The 18,883-nt window shown below is 64.4% G+C and carries 17 protein-coding genes; 9 read left to right on the forward strand and 8 right to left on the reverse strand.

The window, feature by feature from the left end:
* Positions 1-82: 82 nt before the first annotated feature.
* Complete coding sequence (locus tag NDK18_RS11810; RefSeq protein WP_250623729.1) at positions 83-2,488, forward strand: DUF3772 domain-containing protein; 2,406 nt, start codon at positions 83-85, stop codon at positions 2,486-2,488.
* A gap of 356 nt (positions 2,489-2,844) precedes the next feature.
* A complete protein-coding gene (locus tag NDK18_RS19480) occupies positions 2,845-3,180 on the forward strand; it encodes a type II toxin-antitoxin system RelE/ParE family toxin (RefSeq protein WP_425600638.1) in 336 nt (111 codons plus the stop codon).
* 4 nt (positions 3,181-3,184) lie between these two features.
* On the opposite strand, the gene NDK18_RS11815 is transcribed toward NDK18_RS19480, so the two are convergent.
* Positions 3,185-4,723 carry a serine hydrolase gene (locus NDK18_RS11815; protein WP_425600639.1) on the reverse strand — a complete coding sequence of 513 codons (1,539 nt, stop codon included), beginning with the start codon at positions 4,721-4,723 and terminating at the stop codon, positions 3,185-3,187.
* A gap of 175 nt (positions 4,724-4,898) precedes the next feature.
* On the reverse strand, positions 4,899-5,804 hold the full coding sequence (locus NDK18_RS11820; protein WP_250623732.1) for a DMT family transporter: 906 nt from the start codon (positions 5,802-5,804) through the stop codon (positions 4,899-4,901).
* Between the two features lie 109 nt (positions 5,805-5,913).
* Here NDK18_RS11820 and NDK18_RS11825 point away from each other — a divergent pair, with 109 nt between their 5' ends.
* Positions 5,914-6,777: a LysR substrate-binding domain-containing protein gene (locus NDK18_RS11825; protein WP_250623733.1), complete on the forward strand. Its 864-nt coding sequence runs from the start codon at positions 5,914-5,916 to the stop codon at positions 6,775-6,777.
* 6 nt (positions 6,778-6,783) lie between these two features.
* On the opposite strand, the gene NDK18_RS11830 is transcribed toward NDK18_RS11825, so the two are convergent.
* Complete coding sequence (locus NDK18_RS11830; protein ID WP_250628034.1) at positions 6,784-8,613, reverse strand: ABC transporter ATP-binding protein; 1,830 nt, start codon at positions 8,611-8,613, stop codon at positions 6,784-6,786.
* A gap of 79 nt (positions 8,614-8,692) precedes the next feature.
* Here NDK18_RS11830 and NDK18_RS11835 point away from each other — a divergent pair, with 79 nt between their 5' ends.
* The 3 genes from NDK18_RS11835 to NDK18_RS11845 all read left to right on the forward strand — a co-directional run bounded on the left by NDK18_RS11835 (position 8,693) and on the right by NDK18_RS11845 (position 10,376).
* A complete protein-coding gene (locus tag NDK18_RS11835) occupies positions 8,693-9,505 on the forward strand; it encodes a helix-turn-helix domain-containing protein (protein WP_250627891.1) in 813 nt (270 codons plus the stop codon).
* A 67-nt stretch (positions 9,506-9,572) separates the two neighbouring features.
* A complete protein-coding gene (locus tag NDK18_RS11840) occupies positions 9,573-9,998 on the forward strand; it encodes a VOC family protein (protein WP_250623735.1) in 426 nt (141 codons plus the stop codon).
* Between the two features lie 96 nt (positions 9,999-10,094).
* Positions 10,095-10,376, forward strand: a complete 282-nt coding sequence (locus NDK18_RS11845; RefSeq protein ID WP_250623736.1) for a DUF2845 domain-containing protein — start codon at positions 10,095-10,097, stop codon at positions 10,374-10,376.
* 6 nt (positions 10,377-10,382) lie between these two features.
* Here NDK18_RS11845 and NDK18_RS11850 read toward each other — a convergent pair whose 3' ends face one another.
* From NDK18_RS11850 to grxC, 5 genes are all read right to left on the reverse strand, one after another.
* A complete protein-coding gene (locus NDK18_RS11850) occupies positions 10,383-10,985 on the reverse strand; it encodes a Pr6Pr family membrane protein (protein WP_250627892.1) in 603 nt (200 codons plus the stop codon).
* Positions 10,982-12,925, reverse strand: a complete 1,944-nt coding sequence (locus NDK18_RS11855; RefSeq protein WP_250627893.1) for a M1 family metallopeptidase — start codon at positions 12,923-12,925, stop codon at positions 10,982-10,984. The genes NDK18_RS11850 and NDK18_RS11855 overlap by 4 nt, the downstream gene beginning before the upstream one ends.
* 173 nt (positions 12,926-13,098) lie before the next feature.
* Positions 13,099-14,115 carry an isocitrate dehydrogenase gene (locus NDK18_RS11860; protein ID WP_250627894.1) on the reverse strand — a complete coding sequence of 339 codons (1,017 nt, stop codon included), beginning with the start codon at positions 14,113-14,115 and terminating at the stop codon, positions 13,099-13,101.
* 127 nt (positions 14,116-14,242) lie between these two features.
* Entirely contained in the window at positions 14,243-14,626 is a 384-nt protein-coding gene (locus NDK18_RS11865) for a carboxymuconolactone decarboxylase family protein (RefSeq protein WP_250623740.1), read from the reverse strand.
* Positions 14,626-14,892 (reverse strand): glutaredoxin 3, encoded by a 267-nt coding sequence (gene grxC, locus NDK18_RS11870; protein WP_250623741.1) that lies wholly within the window; start codon positions 14,890-14,892, stop codon positions 14,626-14,628. The genes NDK18_RS11865 and grxC overlap by 1 nt, the downstream gene beginning before the upstream one ends.
* Positions 14,893-15,017: 125 nt before the next feature.
* Here grxC and NDK18_RS11875 point away from each other — a divergent pair, with 125 nt between their 5' ends.
* The 3 genes from NDK18_RS11875 to phoR all read left to right on the forward strand — a co-directional run bounded on the left by NDK18_RS11875 (position 15,018) and on the right by phoR (position 18,841).
* Complete coding sequence (locus NDK18_RS11875) at positions 15,018-16,709, forward strand: M48 family metalloprotease (RefSeq protein ID WP_250623742.1); 1,692 nt, start codon at positions 15,018-15,020, stop codon at positions 16,707-16,709.
* A 115-nt stretch (positions 16,710-16,824) separates the two neighbouring features.
* Complete coding sequence (gene phoB / locus NDK18_RS11880) at positions 16,825-17,514, forward strand: phosphate regulon transcriptional regulator PhoB (RefSeq protein ID WP_250623743.1); 690 nt, start codon at positions 16,825-16,827, stop codon at positions 17,512-17,514.
* Between the two features lie 58 nt (positions 17,515-17,572).
* Entirely contained in the window at positions 17,573-18,841 is a 1,269-nt protein-coding gene (gene phoR / locus NDK18_RS11885) for a phosphate regulon sensor histidine kinase PhoR (protein ID WP_250627895.1), read from the forward strand.
* Positions 18,842-18,883 lie beyond the last annotated feature (42 nt).

The following is an 18,883-nucleotide window of genomic DNA, read 5'->3' on the forward strand; positions in this document are numbered from 1 at the left end:
CAGGCCACGTCACCTTCACTCGATCTAAGCAAGGTTCAGCCCCGCAATTGACCTCACCGTCGCTGGCTTCGATCATCCCCCGATGCATTTACGAAAATCCCTGCTTGCTTCGCTCCTCTTCCTGGCCACGGCTACCGCCCTGGCCCAGGACGTCCCTGCCTCGAGCAGCTCCGCCCCCGCCACGCCCGACCAGTTGCTGGACCAGGCCCGCGGCCAGGTGGACGAGATCAACAAGGCGCTCAAGGGTGGCGACCTGAAGGAAAACGCCGATATCGAGGACCTGCGGAGCAAAGCTTCCCAGGCCCAGGCGGATGCCCAGCAGGCTACCCAGGCGCTGGTGCCTCAAGTGGAAGCGGTGACCCAGCGCCTTACCGACTACGGCCCCCCTCCCGCCAAGGGCGCCACCGAACCGCCCGACGTCGCCGCCGCCCGGCGCGACCTGCAAAAGCAGCACGACGCCCTCGACGCACAAGTGAAGCTGGCGCGGGACACCGCCACGCAATCGACGCAGTTGGCCACCCAGTTGGTGAACATCAAGCGCCAGCAGTTCCAGTCGCGGCTGGCCAGCCGTTCGGCCTCTCCCCTGACCCGGGAATTCTGGACGGGGGCCGCCGATACCTTCACCCGCGACCGCGCCTTGCTGCGCCAGCTAGGCAGCGACATCAGCGACGACATGCACACGCTGATGACACCCCCCAACCGCACGCCCTTCATCGGCTTCGCCCTGGCAGGCCTGTTGCTGGTGACGGTAGTGCGCTGGCTGATCGAGCGCACGGTATTCCGCCTCACTACCAACCGCGTGCCGGCGGGCAAGCTGCGCCGTTCGTCGATGGCGCTGGGCATCTCGCTGGTGGCAACGCTTACCACGGGTTTCGGCGCGTTGCTGTTCTCGCTGGGCATGACCTGGCACAAGGCCATCTCCGACGACGTCACGGCGCTCGCACACCACTTCGTCACGGTTGTGTTCTACGTGGCCTTCATCGCCGGCGTATCCCGCGCCCTGCTTTCGCGCAAGCGTCCGTCGTGGCGGTTGCCCCACCTGTCGGACGACCTGGTGGAGAAGATCTGGTACCTGCCGCGGCTCATCGCGATAGCGGGCTTCATCATGATCTTCGGCTATCGCGTGAACACCACGATCGGCGTGAGCGTGGATGCCACGGCGATGCTCAATTGCTTCAGCGCGCTCTTGATCAGCGGCCTGATCGGTTTCGGGCTGGTGCAGCTGGCGCGTGCACACCGGGTACCCGCGGAGGGCGGCACGCTTCCACCACCCCGGCCGGTGTGGGCGAACCTGTTGATCATGGCGGCGTCCATCGCCGTGGTGATCACCTGGATCGCCGCCCTGCTCGGTTATGTGAGCCTTGCCGTGACCATGGCCGTGCAGATGGTCTGGGTCGGCATGGTGGGTTCGGGCGTGTTCCTGTTGACGCATCTGGCCGACGATCTCTTCGATACGCTGCTTTCGTCCAAGAGCCGCCTGGGGCAGCGCGCGGTGCACGCGCTGGGTATCGAGCCTAACAAGCTCGACCAGCTATCGGTACTGGCCGCCGGCATTGCGCGCGTGGTGCTGTTCCTGGCCGGTCTGTCGGTGGCCACGCAGCTCTTTGGCACGGGCCCCAGCGACATCGTCGCCTTCACCAGCCGGTTTACCCATGACATCGCGCTGGGCAATGAGCTGAAGATCAAGCCCGGCAACATCATCAATGCGATCTTCGCCTTCATCATCGGCATGATCGTGGTGCGGGTGTTGAAGCGCTGGATGGAAGACAAGCTGCTTCCCCAGACGTCGATCGACGTGGGCATGCGCAGTTCCATCACCACCTTGCTCGGTTACCTGGGCGGCGTGATCGTGTTCGCCATGGCCATGCTCACGCTGGGCCTGTCGGTGGCCAATGTGACCTGGGTGGCCAGCGCGCTGTCGGTGGGTATCGGCTTCGGCCTGCAGGCGATCGTCTCGAACTTCATCTCCGGATTGATCCTGCTGGTGGAGCGTCCGGTGAAGGTGGGCGACTGGGTGGTACTGGACGATGCCGAGGGCGACATCCGCCGCATCAACGTGCGCGCCACGGAGATCCGCGTGGCCGATCAATCAACCGTGATCGTGCCCAATTCGTTCCTGATCACCAAGACCGTACGCAACATGACCCTGGCCAACCCGCAGGGGCGCGTGCTGATCAAGCTGCCGATGCCGCTGGATACCGACGCCGGCAACGCGCGGGACCTGATGCTCACCGCCATGCGCGAGCACTCGTTGGTACTGGACACCCCAGCGCCGACGGTCACCCTGGACAGCGTGGACCATACGGCGATGAACTTCGTCGCCACTTGTTTCGTCGATGGACCACGTGCCGCCGGCGGGGTGAAAAGCGACCTGCTGTTCGAGATCCTGAAGCGCCTGCGCGATGCGGCGATACCCTTGATCCGGCCGCAGGACATGGTGATTCGTGGCGGTGCTATGCCTGATGCTGCCGGCGAAAGCACGCCATGATGATAATTTAGAGATCAGTCCTACGCGAATTCCAGACAGTTACGATTTCTAGTGATGCTTGATCGATGACAAAATCCAGATACCCACGATCATCGAAGCGAGGCAACCGCGTGCTTTCCTGCCATGTCCAGACCTGCGTGCCTGAAACCCCATCCACGGCCGAGCTTTCGCCCGATGAAAAAAAGCGGCTCGACTACTTTCGTGCTGAGATACAGAAGGGCATAGATTCCGCGGATGCTGGCCACGTGGTGAGATTTACATCAGCCAAGGACATGCAGGCATACCTTGATCGTTTAATCGCTGATGCGATAGCGCATGCGAAGGCAGAAAGATCGCTTAAGTAGACCGCTCTCCCCATGTCGACATGGACCGTCGGCCTCACCAACGAAGCATCGGACGATGTAGATGAAATCGCTCGATGGACGTTCCATCGGTTCGGTCATTTCCTGTCACGCGCTTACACTCAAGCCCTCACGCGAGTGCTTGCTGATCTTGTCACCGGGCCTTGGCATCCCGGGGTTCAGCGACTTGATGTCAGATCGGAATTGTTCTCGATTCATATGGCACGACACCACCGTCGAGCACGCCATCTGGTCATCTTTCGCGTCGTAAGCCATGAAAGTCGCTCAATCGAGGTCCTTCGCATACTTCACGACGCGATGAATATCAAGAATCACCTCTTACCGAGGTAGCCACTCACTTGACCGGCGTAAGCCGCAGATCCTGGAAGTCGAAACTGAAATCGGTCAGCGACGATGCCGGCTCCATCCTCACCTCGCGAATATTGCCGTCCACGCCCAGGTTGAAGGTGACAAACGCATCGCCATTGAGCGATCGGTCGTCCCACTTCACCAGGAAAGTGTCATGCGACCAGGGCTCCATGGCACCAGTAAGCTGGGCTGTCTTGCTGAAGGTCATGCGCAACTTGCCGCCCTTCTCCGCCACCTGGACATCGCCGTACCAGGGGTCGCGATAGGTGCCGGCGTATTTCGCCAGCGCCAGCGACGGCTTGGATGACTTGTCCCGCGCCTCCACGTGCTTCTTCCAGCCTTCGTCGGCATTGCCTTCGGTCTTCTTGACCGCCGTGTCGTACGCGGCGGTCCAGTCCTTCTTCGGCGCATCCATGTAAGCATCGAGCGCGCGCATGGTCACCGCCTGGAAAGCGGCGCCGCTTTCTGCGTTGGTCAACACCACCACACCGAGCTTCAAATCGGGCACCAGGGTCACGCGCGATACCTGGCCGGGCCAGCCGCCGGTATGCCAGACAAGCTTGTGGCCGCGGTAGTCGGAAACGAACCAGCCCTCACCGTAGCCCGAGAAATTCGGCTTGGCGGCGGCAAGCTCCGGCACCACCGGATCGTTCACCGGGATCGGGGTGAGCAGCGACCACATTTCTTTCTGACGCTCGGCACTGAACAGGCGCTTCTCTTTACCCTGCGCATCCTTGCCGATCACGCCGCCATCGAGCTGCACGCGCATCCAGATGGCAAGGTCGTGCACCGAGGAATAGATGCCGCCGGCGCCCGAATTGTTATCCCAGGCCATCGGTTCCACCGGCTTCAATTCCTTGAAGTTGAACTTGGCATGGCCCACGGCAACGTCGTCGTCGCCCTTGATCGAATGGAAATTGGGCTTGGTTTCGGTCATTCCCAAAGGCTGGAAGATGCGGGAGCTGACGAAGTCGGACCACGACTGTCCGGACACCTTCTCGATCACCAGGCCTGCCACCGCGAAGAGGATGTTGTCGTAGGCATAAGCACTGCGGAAACTGTTGGTGATCGGCACGTAGCGCAGGCGCTCGGCCACTTCCTTCGTGCTGTAGCTGGTGGCGGGCCAGTACAGCAGGTCGCCCGCGCCAAGGCTCAGGCCGCTGCGGTGCGCCAGCAGGTCGCGGATGCGCATCTCACGCGTTACGTAGGGATCGGACATCTGGAACCACGGCAGGCGATCCACCACGCGGTCGCTCATGTCGATCTTTTTCTCATCGGCAAGGATCGACAGCGCCGCCGCCGTGAACGCCTTGGTATTCGATGCGATGGCGAACATGGTGTGCGCATCCACCAGCGCCGGCGAGCCCAGCTTGCGTACGCCTGAGCCCTGCTCCAGCACCACCTGGCCATCCTTGATGATGGCAACGCCAATGCCTGGGACGTCGAACGTCTTGCGCACGTTGTCCACGTAGGCATCGAAATCGGCAAGCTGGGCGGGACGCGTGGCCGACGCCTGCGTTGCCACCGACGACGAGGCAGCCGGGGCTGCCTGGAAGGCGAACGACGCCAGCGGGGCGGCGAGGGCAAGCGCGGCTGCAACGTGCACGGCAAGGCGGTGGCGAATCATGCGGGCGTCCCCTTTGACTACAAAGGGCGCCACTATAGCCATGCCTTGAGGACCGGCGCCATGCGCCGATGGTTTACCCGCGCTTCTGGCTGAAGACCACGCTGCCCAGGATCACAACGCCGGCTACCGCCATGGTGACGGTCAGCGCCTCGCCCAGGAACAACCAGGCCCAGGCAACGCCGAACAACGGCACCAGGTAGGTTGCCACCGAGGCGCGAGGCGCACCGATGCGCTGGATCAGGCGGAAGTAGAAAGCGTAGGCCAGGCCCGTGCTGAGGATGCCCAGCGCGGCGGCGCAGGCCCAGGAGTGCATCGGGATGGGCGTGGAGGGCCAGGTGAAGATCGCCAGGGGGGCGGTCAGGATGGCGGCGCACAACAGCGTGCCGGCGGCCACTGCGATGGGCGGCAGGTCGCTCAAGTAGCGCTTGACGATGTTGCCGCCCAGGCCATAACAGAACGATGCCGCCGCACCGGCCAAGGCCGCCGGCGCCACGTTGTCCCCTGCCGTGCGGCCACTGGCCAGCACGACGACGCCCGAGAACCCCACCAGCAGCGCCAGTGCCTTGCGCGGGCCGATCTTTTCACCGAAGGCAACGAAGGCAACCAGCGAGGAGAACAGCACCGTGGCGCTATTGGCGATGGCGCCGATGCCCGCTGGTGCGCGTTCGGCGCCCCAGGCGAACAGGGCAAACGGCGCTGCGGCGCTGATCAGTCCGGCGATAAACAACTTGCCCACGTGGGCCAGAGTGATGCGGCTGCGCACCTTCCACAGGAACGGCAACAAGATCGCCGCACCCAGCACCAGGCGCGTCAGCACCAGCGGGAACGGCCCGAAGTCGTTCGCGGCGATGCGCATGAACAGGAACGAGCCGCCCCAGATTGCGCCAAGCAGGGTGAGTTCCACCGGGGTGCGCCAGTCCCGCACCGGGGTGTCGAGGGCGGAGGGGACAACAGGGACGCTGGGGGCAGCCGTGGTCATGACGAAGCTCACTTGTGGCTATGTGCCATTTTCGCAAATACAGAGGCGCAGACAAGCGCAAGATTCTTGTTCCACACACGAGTATGATTTGTGTCTGGAGGAATTCCCGATGCGTTCTGCCCTGTTGCCTGCCCTGGCGGCGTTTGCTTCTGCGGCGCGCCACCAGAATTTCGCCCATGCTGCGGAGGAGCTGCACCTGACGGCCAGTGCCGTTAGCCATCATGTGCGCAAGCTCGAGGCCACCCTGGGGGTCTCGTTGTTCCAGCGCCATGCGCGCGGTGTGGCGCTTACGCCCGAGGGACGCCTCCTGGCCGACGCCACGGGCTCCGCCCTGGCCGACATCGACGGCGTGCTCGATGGCCTGCGCCGCCACCGCCGGGACAGCACCCTGCGCGTTACCGCCCTGCCCTCATTCTCCAGCCGCTGGCTGATGCCGCGCATCGCCGACTTCGTGGCGGCGCATCCGCATATCCACGTGGCCATCGATACCGACCGCACCCTGGTGCGTTTCGACGAAGGCGGCCCTGACATCGGCATCCGCTATGGCATGGGCCAGTGGCAGGGGCTGGTATCGCGCTTCCTGATGGACGAAACCCTCCAGGCCATGGCTTCGCCGGCGGTGGCTGCGACCGTGAAGACGCCAGCGGACGTGGCCAACCTGCCGCTGGTGACCGACATCGCCCCGGAAGGCTGGCGCGAATGGTTCCGCGCTGCGGGCCTCAAGCCACCCCACTCGCCGCGCATCCACACCATCAACGATTCGAGCGACGGCCTGATCGCCGCCAGCCACGGCCTGGGTGTCATCCTGGCGCGCAGCCGCCTGGCGACAAGCCACTTGGCCGACGGCAGCCTGGTAGCCCTGCCGGGCCCGGAAATGCCGGCGCGCTACGCGTACTACGTGGTGCATTCCGCCCACCGGGCGCCGAGTCCGGCGGCGTTGGCCTTCATGGCGTGGATCGAACGGCAGGTGTAGCCGGGGTTACTCCACCCCGACGAAGCCACCGGTCTGGTGCGCCCACAGGCGCGCATACAGCCCACCGCTTTCCACCAGCTGCGCGTGGGTGCCGGTTTCCACCACCTTGCCCTGCTCCATCACGATCAGGCGGTCCATGCGCGCGATGGTGGACAGGCGATGGGCGATGGCGATAACCGTCTTGCCTTCCATCAGCGTTTCCAGGCTCTCCTGGATCGCCGCTTCCGCTTCGGAATCCAGGGCGGAGGTCGCTTCGTCGAGCACCAGGATCGGCGCGTCCTTCAGCAGCACGCGCGCGATGGCGATACGCTGGCGCTGGCCGCCGGACAGTTTCACGCCACGCTCGCCGACGTGGGCGTCGTAGCCGGTGCGGCCTTCGCCATCGTTCAAGTTGGGAATGAATTCATCGGCGCGCGCCTTGCGCACGGCCTCGCGCACTTGCGCCTCGGTGGCGTCGGGGCGGCCGTAAAGGATGTTGTCGCGGATGGAACGATGCAGCAGCGAGGTATCCTGGGTCACCACGCCGATCTGCGAGCGCAGGCTTTCCTGCTCGACGCGGGCGATGTCCTGGCCATCGATCAGGATATGTCCGCTTTCCAGGTCGTACAGGCGCAGCAATACGTTGACCGTGGTCGACTTGCCGGCGCCGGACGGCCCAACCAGGCCGATTTTCTCGCCAGGCCGGATATCAAGGTCCAGGCCTTCGATCACCCCGTCCTGCTTGCCGTAGTGGAAGCTCACGCGTTCAAACCGGATGCCACCGTGGGTAACGTGCAGCGGCACTGCGTCCGCGCGGTCGACTACCGTGCGCTCCTGCGCGATGGTGGTGATGCCGTCCTGCACGGTGCCGACGTCCTCGAAGATGCCGTTGACCACCCACATGATCCAGCCGGACATGTTGTTGATACGGATCACCAGGCCCACCGCCAGCGCCACCTCGCCCACCGATACCGCGCCACGCACCCACAGCCACAAGGCCAGGCCCGTGGTGGTGGCGATCAGGAAGCCGTTGAGCGTGGTGATGGATGCATCCATCGAGGTAACCATGCGCGAGGAGCGCTGGATCTTCCCGGTGAGTTCGTCCAGGGCTTCCTTCGCATAGCCTTCCTCGCGATGGGTGTGGGCGAACAGCTTGAGCGTAAGCACGTTGCTGTAGCCGTCGACGATGCGTCCCATGAGCTTCGACCGCGCCTCCGACGCGCGCCAGGAACGCTCCTTCACCCGCGGCACGAAGAACCGCAGCATGGCTACATAGAAGGCGATCCACACCACCAGGGGGATCGCAAGCCACACGTCGGCGCGGGCGAACAGGTAGATGGCGGTGCCTGCGTAAACCGTGACATACCAGATGGCGTCGACCACCTGCACCGCCGAGGTACGCAGCGAAGCGCCCGTCTGCAGGATGCGCTGGGCGATGCGGCCGGCAAAATCGTTCTGGAAGAAACCCAGGCTCTGCTTCAGCACATAGCGATGGTGCTGCCAGCGCATCATGTTGGTGAAGCCCGGGGTGAGCGTCTGGTTGACCAGAAGATCGTGCAGGAAGATGAAGAGCGGACGCAGTACCAGCGTCACCAGCGCCATCCACGCCAGGCTGCCGCCGTGGACGCGGAAGAAATCTTTCGCCGGGGTCTTGCCGGCCATGTCGACGATGCGGCCCAGGAAGTCGAACAGCGCCACTTCCACGAAGGCCACCAGCAGGCCCAGCACCAGCGCTACAGCAAATATCTTCCATACCTGGCGCAGGTAATACACATAGAAGCGCACGACGGTCTTCGGCGGCACCTGGTCGGGCGCCTCGCGGAAGATGTCGATCAGGGATTCGAACCAGCGGAACATTGACGCCATTGTAACTGCCCCGGGAAGCCCGGCGGGGTATTCTCGGACCGGAGAAGCCGTCCACAGGACATGCGTGCCCATGGGTTTCCTTCGCATCACCCCGCCGCCGCCGCTGGCTGCCCTGGTCGAGGCGATCTGGGACTGGGACCTCCCGGCCCCGGGGCACGCGTTCGACCGTATCCTGCCGCTGCCCACCGCTTCGCTGATCATCAACCTGGCCCAGGACGAAACACGCCTCTACGCCAGCGAAGATGCACCCTGCACGCGCCTGCCCGGCAGCGTGATCTCCGGGCCCTTCACAGGCAGCTTCGTCATCGATACGGCCGAGCAGGTACGGGTGATGGGGGTGAATTTCCGCCCGGGTGGCGCATGGCCCCTGTTCGGCACCGACCTTGATGCCCTGGCCGACCGGGACACCCCGCTCGATGCGGTAGCAGGACCCACGGCCGTTGCCCTGCGCGAGCGCCTGTTGCATGAACCCTCCCCCGCCGTGCGCGTGGCGCTGGTGCAGTCGTGGCTTGAGTCACGGCTGGGGCGCGTGCAGCTGGATGCGGCGGTAATGGCCGCCACGGGCATGCTTGATCTGGACCCGGCATGGGCGCGCATCAGCGACATCGTGCGGACGACCGGGCTGTCATCGCAGCGGTTGGGTTTGCTGTTCCGACGCCAGGTTGGGCTCACGCCCAAACGTTATGCGCGGCTGCGACGCTTCCATGGTGTGATCGACGCGATCGGCATAGAGCGCCCATTCGAGTGGGCCAACGTCGCCGTCGACGGCGGCTACGCCGACCAGGCCCACTTAGTTCATGAGTTCCGGCACTTCGCCGGCATGACGCCGGGTGAGTATCTTCGCCGCCGCGGCCCACACTCGCGCCACGTACCGCTGGACTGACCGGGAAAATTTACAAGAACGTACCTGGCTTCCCGACTAGCCTTGAGCTATCCATCAGGAGACGACCATGCCCAGCACCATCATTCCCGGCCTGCGCTACCGCGATGCCCACGCCGCCATCGATTTCCTCTGCAAGGCCTTCGGCTTCAATCGCCATGCCGTGTACGAGGCAGACGACGGCAGCGTGATGCATGCCCAGCTCACCTATGGCGCAGGGATGATCATGCTCGGCTCCGTGCGCAAGGACGATTCGCTCTATAGCCGGTTATCGGTACAGCCCGATGAAATCGACGGCCGGGAAACGCAATGTGCCTGCGTCACCGTGACCGACTGCCGCACCCACTACGAGCACGCCAAGGCGGCCGGCGCGCGCATCGTCGATGAGTACGAGGAAAAGCCCTATGGCGGTGCCGGTTATGCCGCGGCCGATCCCGAGGGCCACATCTGGTGGTTCGGCAGCTACGACCCCTGGGCGGAGCCTGCTGCGAACTAAACGCATCCACTGACACGACGCAACGGCGAAAGCTGACGGCAACATGTTCAACGTCATGATGGGATGTCCGTCCTCCCATGCCGAAGGAACGCGTCCGTGTACCTGCCAAGATTGTTCAGCCTGGTGTTGCTTCTGGCCAGCGTCGTGCCCACCGTGGCCAACGCCGCGCAAAGTGTCCGGTTCGGATCGGCCCTGATCGTGGTGGGCGATACCGAGGCCAAGGTATTGGCTGTCGCGGGCAAGCCGGCAGCGCGCTCGGCCATCAAGGCAACGCGAACCCAGTACCAGGGTTCGCGCCTGCAATTCATCGAAGGCAACCGGACCATCATCATCGACATACGCGATGGCAAGGTCACGCGTATCGACCACAAGGGTTAGCGCCTGTCAGGCTCGCGCTGGCAATGCCCGGTCGACGGCAACGAGCACCAGGCCCAGTACCGCAAAGAGCACGCCTATCCCCAGGCAGTTCAGCGCCACCTGCGCCGCACCAAGCCGGCCTACGTCCACGAAGGGATAGGGGTACTCGCCCGTCGCCGCACCACGTGCAACGGTCCAGCCCAGGTACACCGCCGGGAACACCAGCCAACGCAGCGCATCACCCCAGGCCAGTCGCCGATGGGGCGCCAGCACGAGCCAGGCCAGGACATAAGCCACCGGCACCGCATGGTGCAGCAGCTCGTCGGCCACCTTCTGCGCGCCCGTGGGCGACCATAGCGACGCCAGGATGATCGAATAGATCGCCCCGGTTACCGTGATATACAACGCCGCCGCGCCACGCCAGCGCGGCCGGGCGTGACCCGTCGCGACGGCGACACACACCCCGGCCACCAGCATGTTGCTGAGGATGGTGAAGAAGCTTACGAAGCGCAGCACGATTGCCGCCGTGCTGCCCTCGCCGGTTTGCAGGATCAACACCAGCTGCAATACCACCGCCACGCCGGCCAGCAGCGCCAGCAAACCGCCGACAATACGGTCGGCGGCGTTCATCGGCGTGCCGGGAACACGTTGTTGGAGCGGTCGCGGTCGGGCAGCTTGTGATCCGGATCGATGGTGGCGCTGCGAATGGGCTTGTCGCCGGGTACCAGCACATCGAACGTCACATGCTGCTGCCAGGTTTCCACCGGCACGCGAATCGATGTGCTGCTGCCGTCGGTGAAGTCCACCTTCAGCGTGGAAGGCATCACCAGCTTGTCGTGGTTGGCAATACCCACCGAATGCTTGCCCGCGTCGATGCCGGTCACGGCAAGGTCCAACTGCCAGTTCTGCTCGAACCACCCGCGCCAGAACCAGCCCAGGTCTTCGCCGGTCTCGCTTTCCATCAGGCGGAAGAAGTCCGACGGCGAAGGATGCTTGTAGGCCCATGCGGCAATGTACTTGCGGAAAGCCGGGTCGAAACGCTCAGGTCCGATAATTTCCTCGCGCAACAGCACCAGGCCCAGCGCTGCCTTGAAGTACGTGGCCGGATGGCGGTATTTCTCCTTGACCATGTCCGCGCCCATCAGCAGCGGCGGGGCCTCCTTGTCCGCCAGGAGCGGCAGGATTTCATCCACCGGATTGCCTCCCTTGGGCGCGTATTCACCGTCGCGCTTGGGCGCAAATTCCCCGTGATTGAAGTTGTCGGCCTCGTAGACGTCGATGAACGTGTTGAAACCCTCGTCCATCCACGCATCGCGGCGCTCGTTGCTGCCCACGATCATCGGGAACCAGGTGTGGCCGATCTCATGCGCGGTGACCATCTGCAACGGCTTGGCCGGCGCTTTCATCGGGTCGAAGACGATGCCGGGGTATTCCATGCCGCTGGCCGCCGAGCCACCCTCGTTGATCGCCACGGGATACGGATACGGGTACCACTGGCGCGAGAAATACTCCACCGACGATTTCATGAACTCGGTGCTGCGATTCCACAGCGCAGGCGTGGCGCTCTCCACCGGATACACGCTCATCGCCAGCGCCGTCTTGCCTTGCGGCAGGTTGATGCGCGCGGCGTCCCACACATAGGCCGTGGAGGCACCAAAGGCGACGTCGCGCGTATTGGCCATCTTGAAGTGCCAGGTAAGCGTGCCCGACTGCTTCGGACGGCTTGACGGCTGGGTCACTTCCTCCGGCGTGCGGATCATCACCGTCGCATCGCTTAGCTTCGCCTTGGCAAGGCGTTCACGCTGGGCAGTGGTAAGCACCTCCTCCGGGTTCTGCAGCTCGCCTGAGCCGGCGACGATCATGTTCCAGGGCACGGTGATGAAGTAGTCGAAATTCCCGTACTCGAGATAGAACTCGCTGTTGAGATAGGGCGCGGTGTCCCACCCGCGCAGGTCGTCGTACACCGCCATGCGCGGGTACCACTGCGCCATCTCGTAGATGTTGCCGTTCTTGCTGGGATCGAAGCCTGTGCGGCCGCCGAAATTGCCTGGCAGCACGTAGTTGTAGTCGATGATGATCTTGAGCTTGCCACCACGCGCCTTCAGTGCCTCGGGAAGCACCAGTTGCATGCGTGTATCGGCGATGACGTACTTGACGTTCTTTGCGCCATGGCCATCATCCACTTTTACCGAAGTGAAGCGGTAGCCATCGGTATGCTGGGAGGTTGCGCGTCCGGAGGTGAAGTTCCCGCGGGCGTCCTCGCGGAAGCGGTTCTGTTCCACCTGCAGCCAGAGCACGTCGAGCGCCTCGGGGCTGTTGTTGGTGTAGTCGATGGCGACCTTGCCATCGAGCGTGTTGGCCACCGGATCAAGCGTGGCGCGAATCTGGTAATCGGCGCGGTTCTGCCAGAACGCATGCCCCGGCACGCCGGCGGGCGAACGCGTTTCACCGGGCGGATTCGGGTAGATGAAGGGCGCGAAGGCCTCGCGCGGATCGTAGGTTGAAGTCTGTGCCTGCGCGGCACCGGCCAGGACGATGGCCGCGGTCGCGGCGGAAAGGATGCGCTTCATGGGACCCCGGACCTGTTGGCAAGGTCACGAGAATAACCCGCCGCGGGAGTTTCCCGCGGGGGTCCTAAGTCATGTACGTCGACGCCCCCTTGGGCACTGGCCGCAGAAAATTACGCCGCCAGCGGGGATGGGGTCAGGGTAATGACTCTGACCCCCAATGAACCGCCGATGGATTACGCCGTGGCGCGGATGCGCTCGACGATGGCGTCGGCGAATGTTTCCGTGCTGCCCGTGCCGCCGATGTCCGGCGTGACACGGTCGCGCGCTTCCATGGTGTCGCGGATCGCCTGGCGGACGCGCGCACCCTTGGCCACCATGTCCAGGTGGTCGAGCATGTCGGCCGCGGCCAGCAACAGGGCGCAGGGGTTGGCGATGTTCTTGCCGGCGATGTCCGGTGCCGAACCGTGCACGGCTTCGAAGATGGCCGCGCCCTTGCCGATGTTCGCACCCGGTGCCAGGCCCAGGCCGCCGACGAGGCCGGCGCAAAGGTCGGAGAGGATGTCGCCGAACAGGTTGGTGGTGACGATCACATCGAACTGATACGGGTTCATCACCAACTGCATGCAGGTGTTGTCCACGATCATCTCGTTGAACTCGATGTCGGCGTATTCCTTGGCCACTTCACGCGCAACGTTCAGGAACAGGCCCGACGACGTCTTCATGATGTTGGCCTTGTGCACGGCCGTGATCTTCTTGCGGCCCTTGCTGCGTGCCATCTCGAAGGCATAACGCACGATGCGCTCGGAGCCCTTGCGGGTGTTGCGGATGATCGACTGCGCCACCTGGCCGTCTTCGGACAGCGTCTGGCCTTCGGCCAGGTACGCGCCCTCGGTGTTCTCGCGCACCGTGATGATGTCGATGTTCTCGTAGCGCGCCTTGGTGCCGGGGAAGCTGATCGCCGGACGCACGTTCGCGTAGAGGTCGAAGTGGCGGCGGAGCGTGACGTTGATCGAAGTGAAGCCACCGCCGATCGGGGTGGTGAGCGGACCCTTCAGTGCCACGGTGTGCTTGGTGATGAGGTCGATGGTGGCCTGGGGCAGCAGGTCGCCGTGCTTTTCCAGGGCGACCACGCCGGCGTCGGCGAACTCATACGACAGGCCGCAGTCGAGGGCGTCGATCACGCGCAGCGTGGCGTTCATGATCTCCGGGCCGATACCGTCGCCGGGGATCACGGCAATCGTCTTGCTCATGGGGGAACTCCTTGGAGATGGCGGGGCCTTCTGGCGCCTGCCCGGGGAATGAAATCAGCCAATTATCGGCGATTTCGCCCTCATCTCACAAGGGAATGGCCACTCAGGGCCTCTTGGGGCCCAACCCTCAGGCGTGATCGGCGCAGGCCGCCGCGTCGCCTTCGCCAGCTTCCAGCGTGTCCAGGAAATCCACGCCACGGCGCAGATGGGGAATGACGATGGAACCGCCCACCACCAGGCCCACGCTGAACACCTCGAAGAATTCCTCGCGGTTCACCCCGGCTTCCTTGCACTGGGCAACGTGGTAGCTGATGCAGTCGTCGCAACGCAGCACCAGCGATGCCACCAGGCCCAGCATTTCCTTGGTTTTCACGTCCAGGGCGCCGGCACGGTAGGTCTGGGTATCCAGGGCGAAGAAACGGCGTATCACCTGGTTGTCCTGCCCCAGGATGCGCTCGTTCATCCGCTCGCGGAACTCGGTAAATTCCTTGACCCGCTCGTTCCCGGACATCAGGCAGCACCAAGCAACTGCGACAACTTGCCGCTACGGTCGGCGGCCACCAGGTCGTCGAACCCGCCCACGTGATTCTCGCCGATGAAGATCTGCGGCACCGTGCGTCGGCCGCCGCTGCGGGCCAGCATGTCGTCCCGCTGCGCGGGGTCGGTATCGATGCGAATTTCCTTCCACTCCAGGCTCTTGGACTTCAAGAGATTCTTCGCCGCCACGCAATAGGGGCAGACGGCGGTCGAGTAGATGGTGATGTCAGGCTGGCTCATACAGGTTCCAGTGAAGGCTATGGCGCAAAGATAGGGGCAAACGGGGTCCGGACAATAGCCCGGGCTGGGAACCGGACAGCCTGGGGAAAGGTCCAAGGGGGTTGCCCAGTGCTAATGTTCCAGCCATGAAAAAGGGATTTACCCGCCTCTTAGCCTTCCTGCTCGCCGCTGGCATCACCTGCCTTGCCAGCGCCCAGGACGACGTGCGCCTGCCGGAGCTTGGAAGTTCCGCCGATGCCCTGGTGAGCCCCCAGGAACAGGACGACTACGGCAACCAGCAAATGCGCCAGATGCGCGCCCTGGGCCTGGTGGTCGACGATGCCTTGCTGGAGAGCTGGCTGCAGGACATCGGCTACCGGCTGGTGGCGGCCAGCGCCAAGCCCAAGCAGAAGTACACCTTCTTCATGGTCAAGGACGACGACATCAACGCGTTCGCCCTGCCCGGCGGCTATATCGCGGTAAACACCGGGCTTGTCACCATCACCCGCAGCGAAAGCGAACTGGCTGGCGTGATGGCGCACGAAATCGGCCACATTACCCAGAACCACCTGGTACGTGCCTTCGAGGAATCGAAGAAGGCAGGCCCCATGATGGCGCTCGTGCTGCTGGGCGCGGTGGCCGCGGGCGCCGGTGCGCATAGCGGCGACGCCCTGCCCGCCGTGCTGATGGGCGGCCAGGGATTGATCATGCAAAAGCAGATCAATTTCACCCGCGCCGACGAAACCGAGGCCGACCGCACCGGCATCCAGACCCTTGCCAACGCCGGCTACGATCCGAACGCGATGGCCAGTTTCTTCGAGCGCATGAGCGACGCGATGCGCGCCGGCCAGGGTGAATCCATTTACAGCCTGCCGGAACTGCTGCAAAGCCATCCGGTGACAGCCAACCGCATCAGCGATGCAAAGGCCCGCGCCAAGGCGCTGGTCGACCAACAGGCGAAGCGGCCGGCCACGGCCACGCTCGATCCAAAGTCCTGGAACAAGGCCACCGCGCCCATTCCGTTCGTGACTGATCCCACGCGCATCGTCATAAGCCGGCGCGGCAACGGCAACGGCGACACCGGCATCTACGCGCTGATGCGCGAACGCGCCCGCGTGCTCAGCGGCGACGCCGGGCGGCAGGCCACCCTGTATGCACAAAACATGGACCGGCCCGGCTTTGATACCCCGGCCAATCACTATGGCCTGGCGCTGGCCCTTACCCGCAGCAGCCGGCCCCAGCAGGCCCAGGCCGAATTGAGGCCACTGCTGGCCAAAGCGCCCGACGACATCGTCCTGCGCCTGGCCATGGCCGACGCCCTGCGCGTGGGCGAGGAGCGTGCGGACGCCCTGCGCATCTACGCGGATCTGCACGAGCGCAGCCCAAAGAACCGCGCGGTGGCGATCGACTACGGCAATGCCCTGGTAACGGGCGGCGGCAAGGCCGATGGTGGCAAGGCCGCGGCCATGCTCAAACCCTTGCTGGACGACAGCGACGATGCCGAGCTGTACCGAGCGTTCGCCCGCGCCAGCGAGCTCTCAGGCGACACCGTGCGCGGCCAGGAAGCCTACGCCGACGCTGCGGCGCTCTCGGGACGGCCGTTCGACGCCATGGAGCAATACAAGCGGCTTCTGGACCGGCCGAACCTGGATTTCTACGAGCGCTCGCGAATCCAGGCGCGTATCGCCGACCTCACGCCCGTCGTGCTGGAACTGCGCAAGCGGAAGATTCCCACCGAAGACAACCCTGACGGACGCCGCGATCAGTTGGGCGAAACCGGCAAAAAGCCCAACCAAGCCTGCATGGGGAACTTCTGCCTGGGCGCCGGCGCACAGTAGCGGTGGGGAAACAATGACAGCATCGGGACGGATTTTTCGTAAATGTCATCGTGATGTAACAAAATCCCGCTGCAATCTCCGCGTCACACCCCACCTTAACTAAGGCGCCTCCCGCGTGCACAAGCGCATCCTGATCGTCGAAGACGAAGCCTCGATACGCGACATGGTCGCCTTCGCCCTGCGCAAGGCCGGCATGGACGCTGTCCATGCCGCCGATGCCCGAGCGGCGCAGATGGCCATCTCCGAACGCGTGCCCGACCTCATCCTGCTCGACTGGATGTTGCCGGGCATGAGCGGCCTGGAATTGGCCCGACGCCTCCGCAAGGAAGAACTCAGCCGCGAGATCCCGATCATCATGCTCACCGCGCGCGGCGAGGAGATGGATCGGGTGAACGGCCTGGAAGCCGGCGTGGACGACTATGTCATCAAGCCTTTTTCCACCCGCGAGCTGGTCGCGCGGATCAAGGCGGTGCTTCGCCGGAGCCAGGGCGACGACGGCACCGGCATGGTGGAGATCGGCGGCCTGCGCATCGACGGCCCGGCGCATCGCGTCTACGCCGCCGAAGAACCGGTGCCGATCGGCCCCACCGAATACCGCCTGCTGTTCTTCTTCATGACCCACCCTGAGCGCGTGTACTCGCGCGCCCAGTTGCTCGACCACGTGTGGGGCGGCAGCGTCTACGTGGAAGAACGCACCGTCGATGTTCACATCCGCCGCCTGCGCAAGACACTGGAACCCTGGAAGCTGGACGACATGGTGCAGACCGTGCGCGGCGCCGGCTACCGGTTTTCGGCCAGCCCCTGACAAAAGGCGCGCGGTCCAAGCTATGGTGACGGCTTGATGTCCGTCCACTGGAGCACCGATGCGCCTTGACCGAACTTCCCGCCGGGCACTCCTGCTGGCCGCCGCCGGCCTGGTGGCCGGTGTGGTGGTGGGTTGGGCGACGGGAAATGCGCTGATTGGCGTGAGCATTGTCGCGTTGTCGCAATTCGTCGCACTGCTGTCTTCGATCCGTCATCGAACCGATCCCATCATGGCCACGCCTCGCCAAACGACCGACCCCAGGCATGACCGTCTGATGACACGCTCCCGCCGTATTGCTTCCCAACTGCGCGACCTGCGCAGTGCCGCCGGCAGCCTGCCCGACGCCGTCGTATTGATGGACCAGGCCCAGCACGTGCGATGGTTCAACCACGCCGCCGAAGACCTCCTGGGCCTGCGCCGGCCCACCGATCGCGGCCGCATCCTCAGTGAGTGCCTGCAGGCGACCGATCTGGCCAAGTGGCTGATCGACGGAGGGCGCGAGCCCCTGAACGACGTCACCGCCCCGGGCCACGCGAACCGGCACATCTCCGCCACCTTGCTGCCGTTCGGCAGCCGCCAGCGCCTGTTGCTGGTGCGCGACATCAGCCACATGACCCGCCTGGAGCAGATCCGCCGCGACTTCGTCGCCAACGTCTCGCACGAACTGCGCACGCCGCTGACGGTCATCCACGGCTATCTTGAACTGCTTGATCCCGAAGACGTTCCGGAGCTTGCGCCGGTGCTGGGGGAGATGCGCGTGCAGTCGCGCCGCATGGGGCAGATCGTCGAAGACCTGCTCACGCTCTCGCGCCTGGAAACCCAGGACCGTATCGCCGACGAGCGCGTAACGATCGAACCACTGCTGGCCACCCTGCGCCGCGAAGCCGAAGCACTGAGCCAGGGCAGGCACCGGATCACCCTCACCCATACTGCCGCCACCGACCTGCTCGGCTCATCGAAAGACCTGCACAGCGCGTTCTCCAACCTGGTGAGCAATGCCGTGCGCTACACACCCACCGGAGGCCGCATCGACATCCGCTTCGAGCCGCATGCCGCCGGGGTGATCTTCTCGGTGGCCGATTCAGGCTACGGCATCCCGGCCACCCACCTGGCGCGGCTGACCGAGCGGTTCTACCGCGTGTCGTCCAGCCGCTCGCGCGATAGCGGCGGTACGGGGCTGGGCCTGTCCATCGTCAAGCACGTGCTGAACCTGCACCACGCCCGCCTGCAGATCGAAAGCGAACCGGGCAAGGGCTCGACCTTCTCGGCGATCTTCGGTGCCGAGCGGCTGCTGGTGCCGGGCGGCGAAGAAAGCCTGGCCAGCTAAAGCCATCGGCCGGCGCCATGGCGCGCCGTCCCTTGCAAGCCT

It is taken from the genome of Pinirhizobacter soli, from assembly GCF_015905305.1.
GTDB classification, from domain to species: Bacteria; Pseudomonadota; Gammaproteobacteria; order Xanthomonadales; family Rhodanobacteraceae; genus Pinirhizobacter; species Pinirhizobacter soli.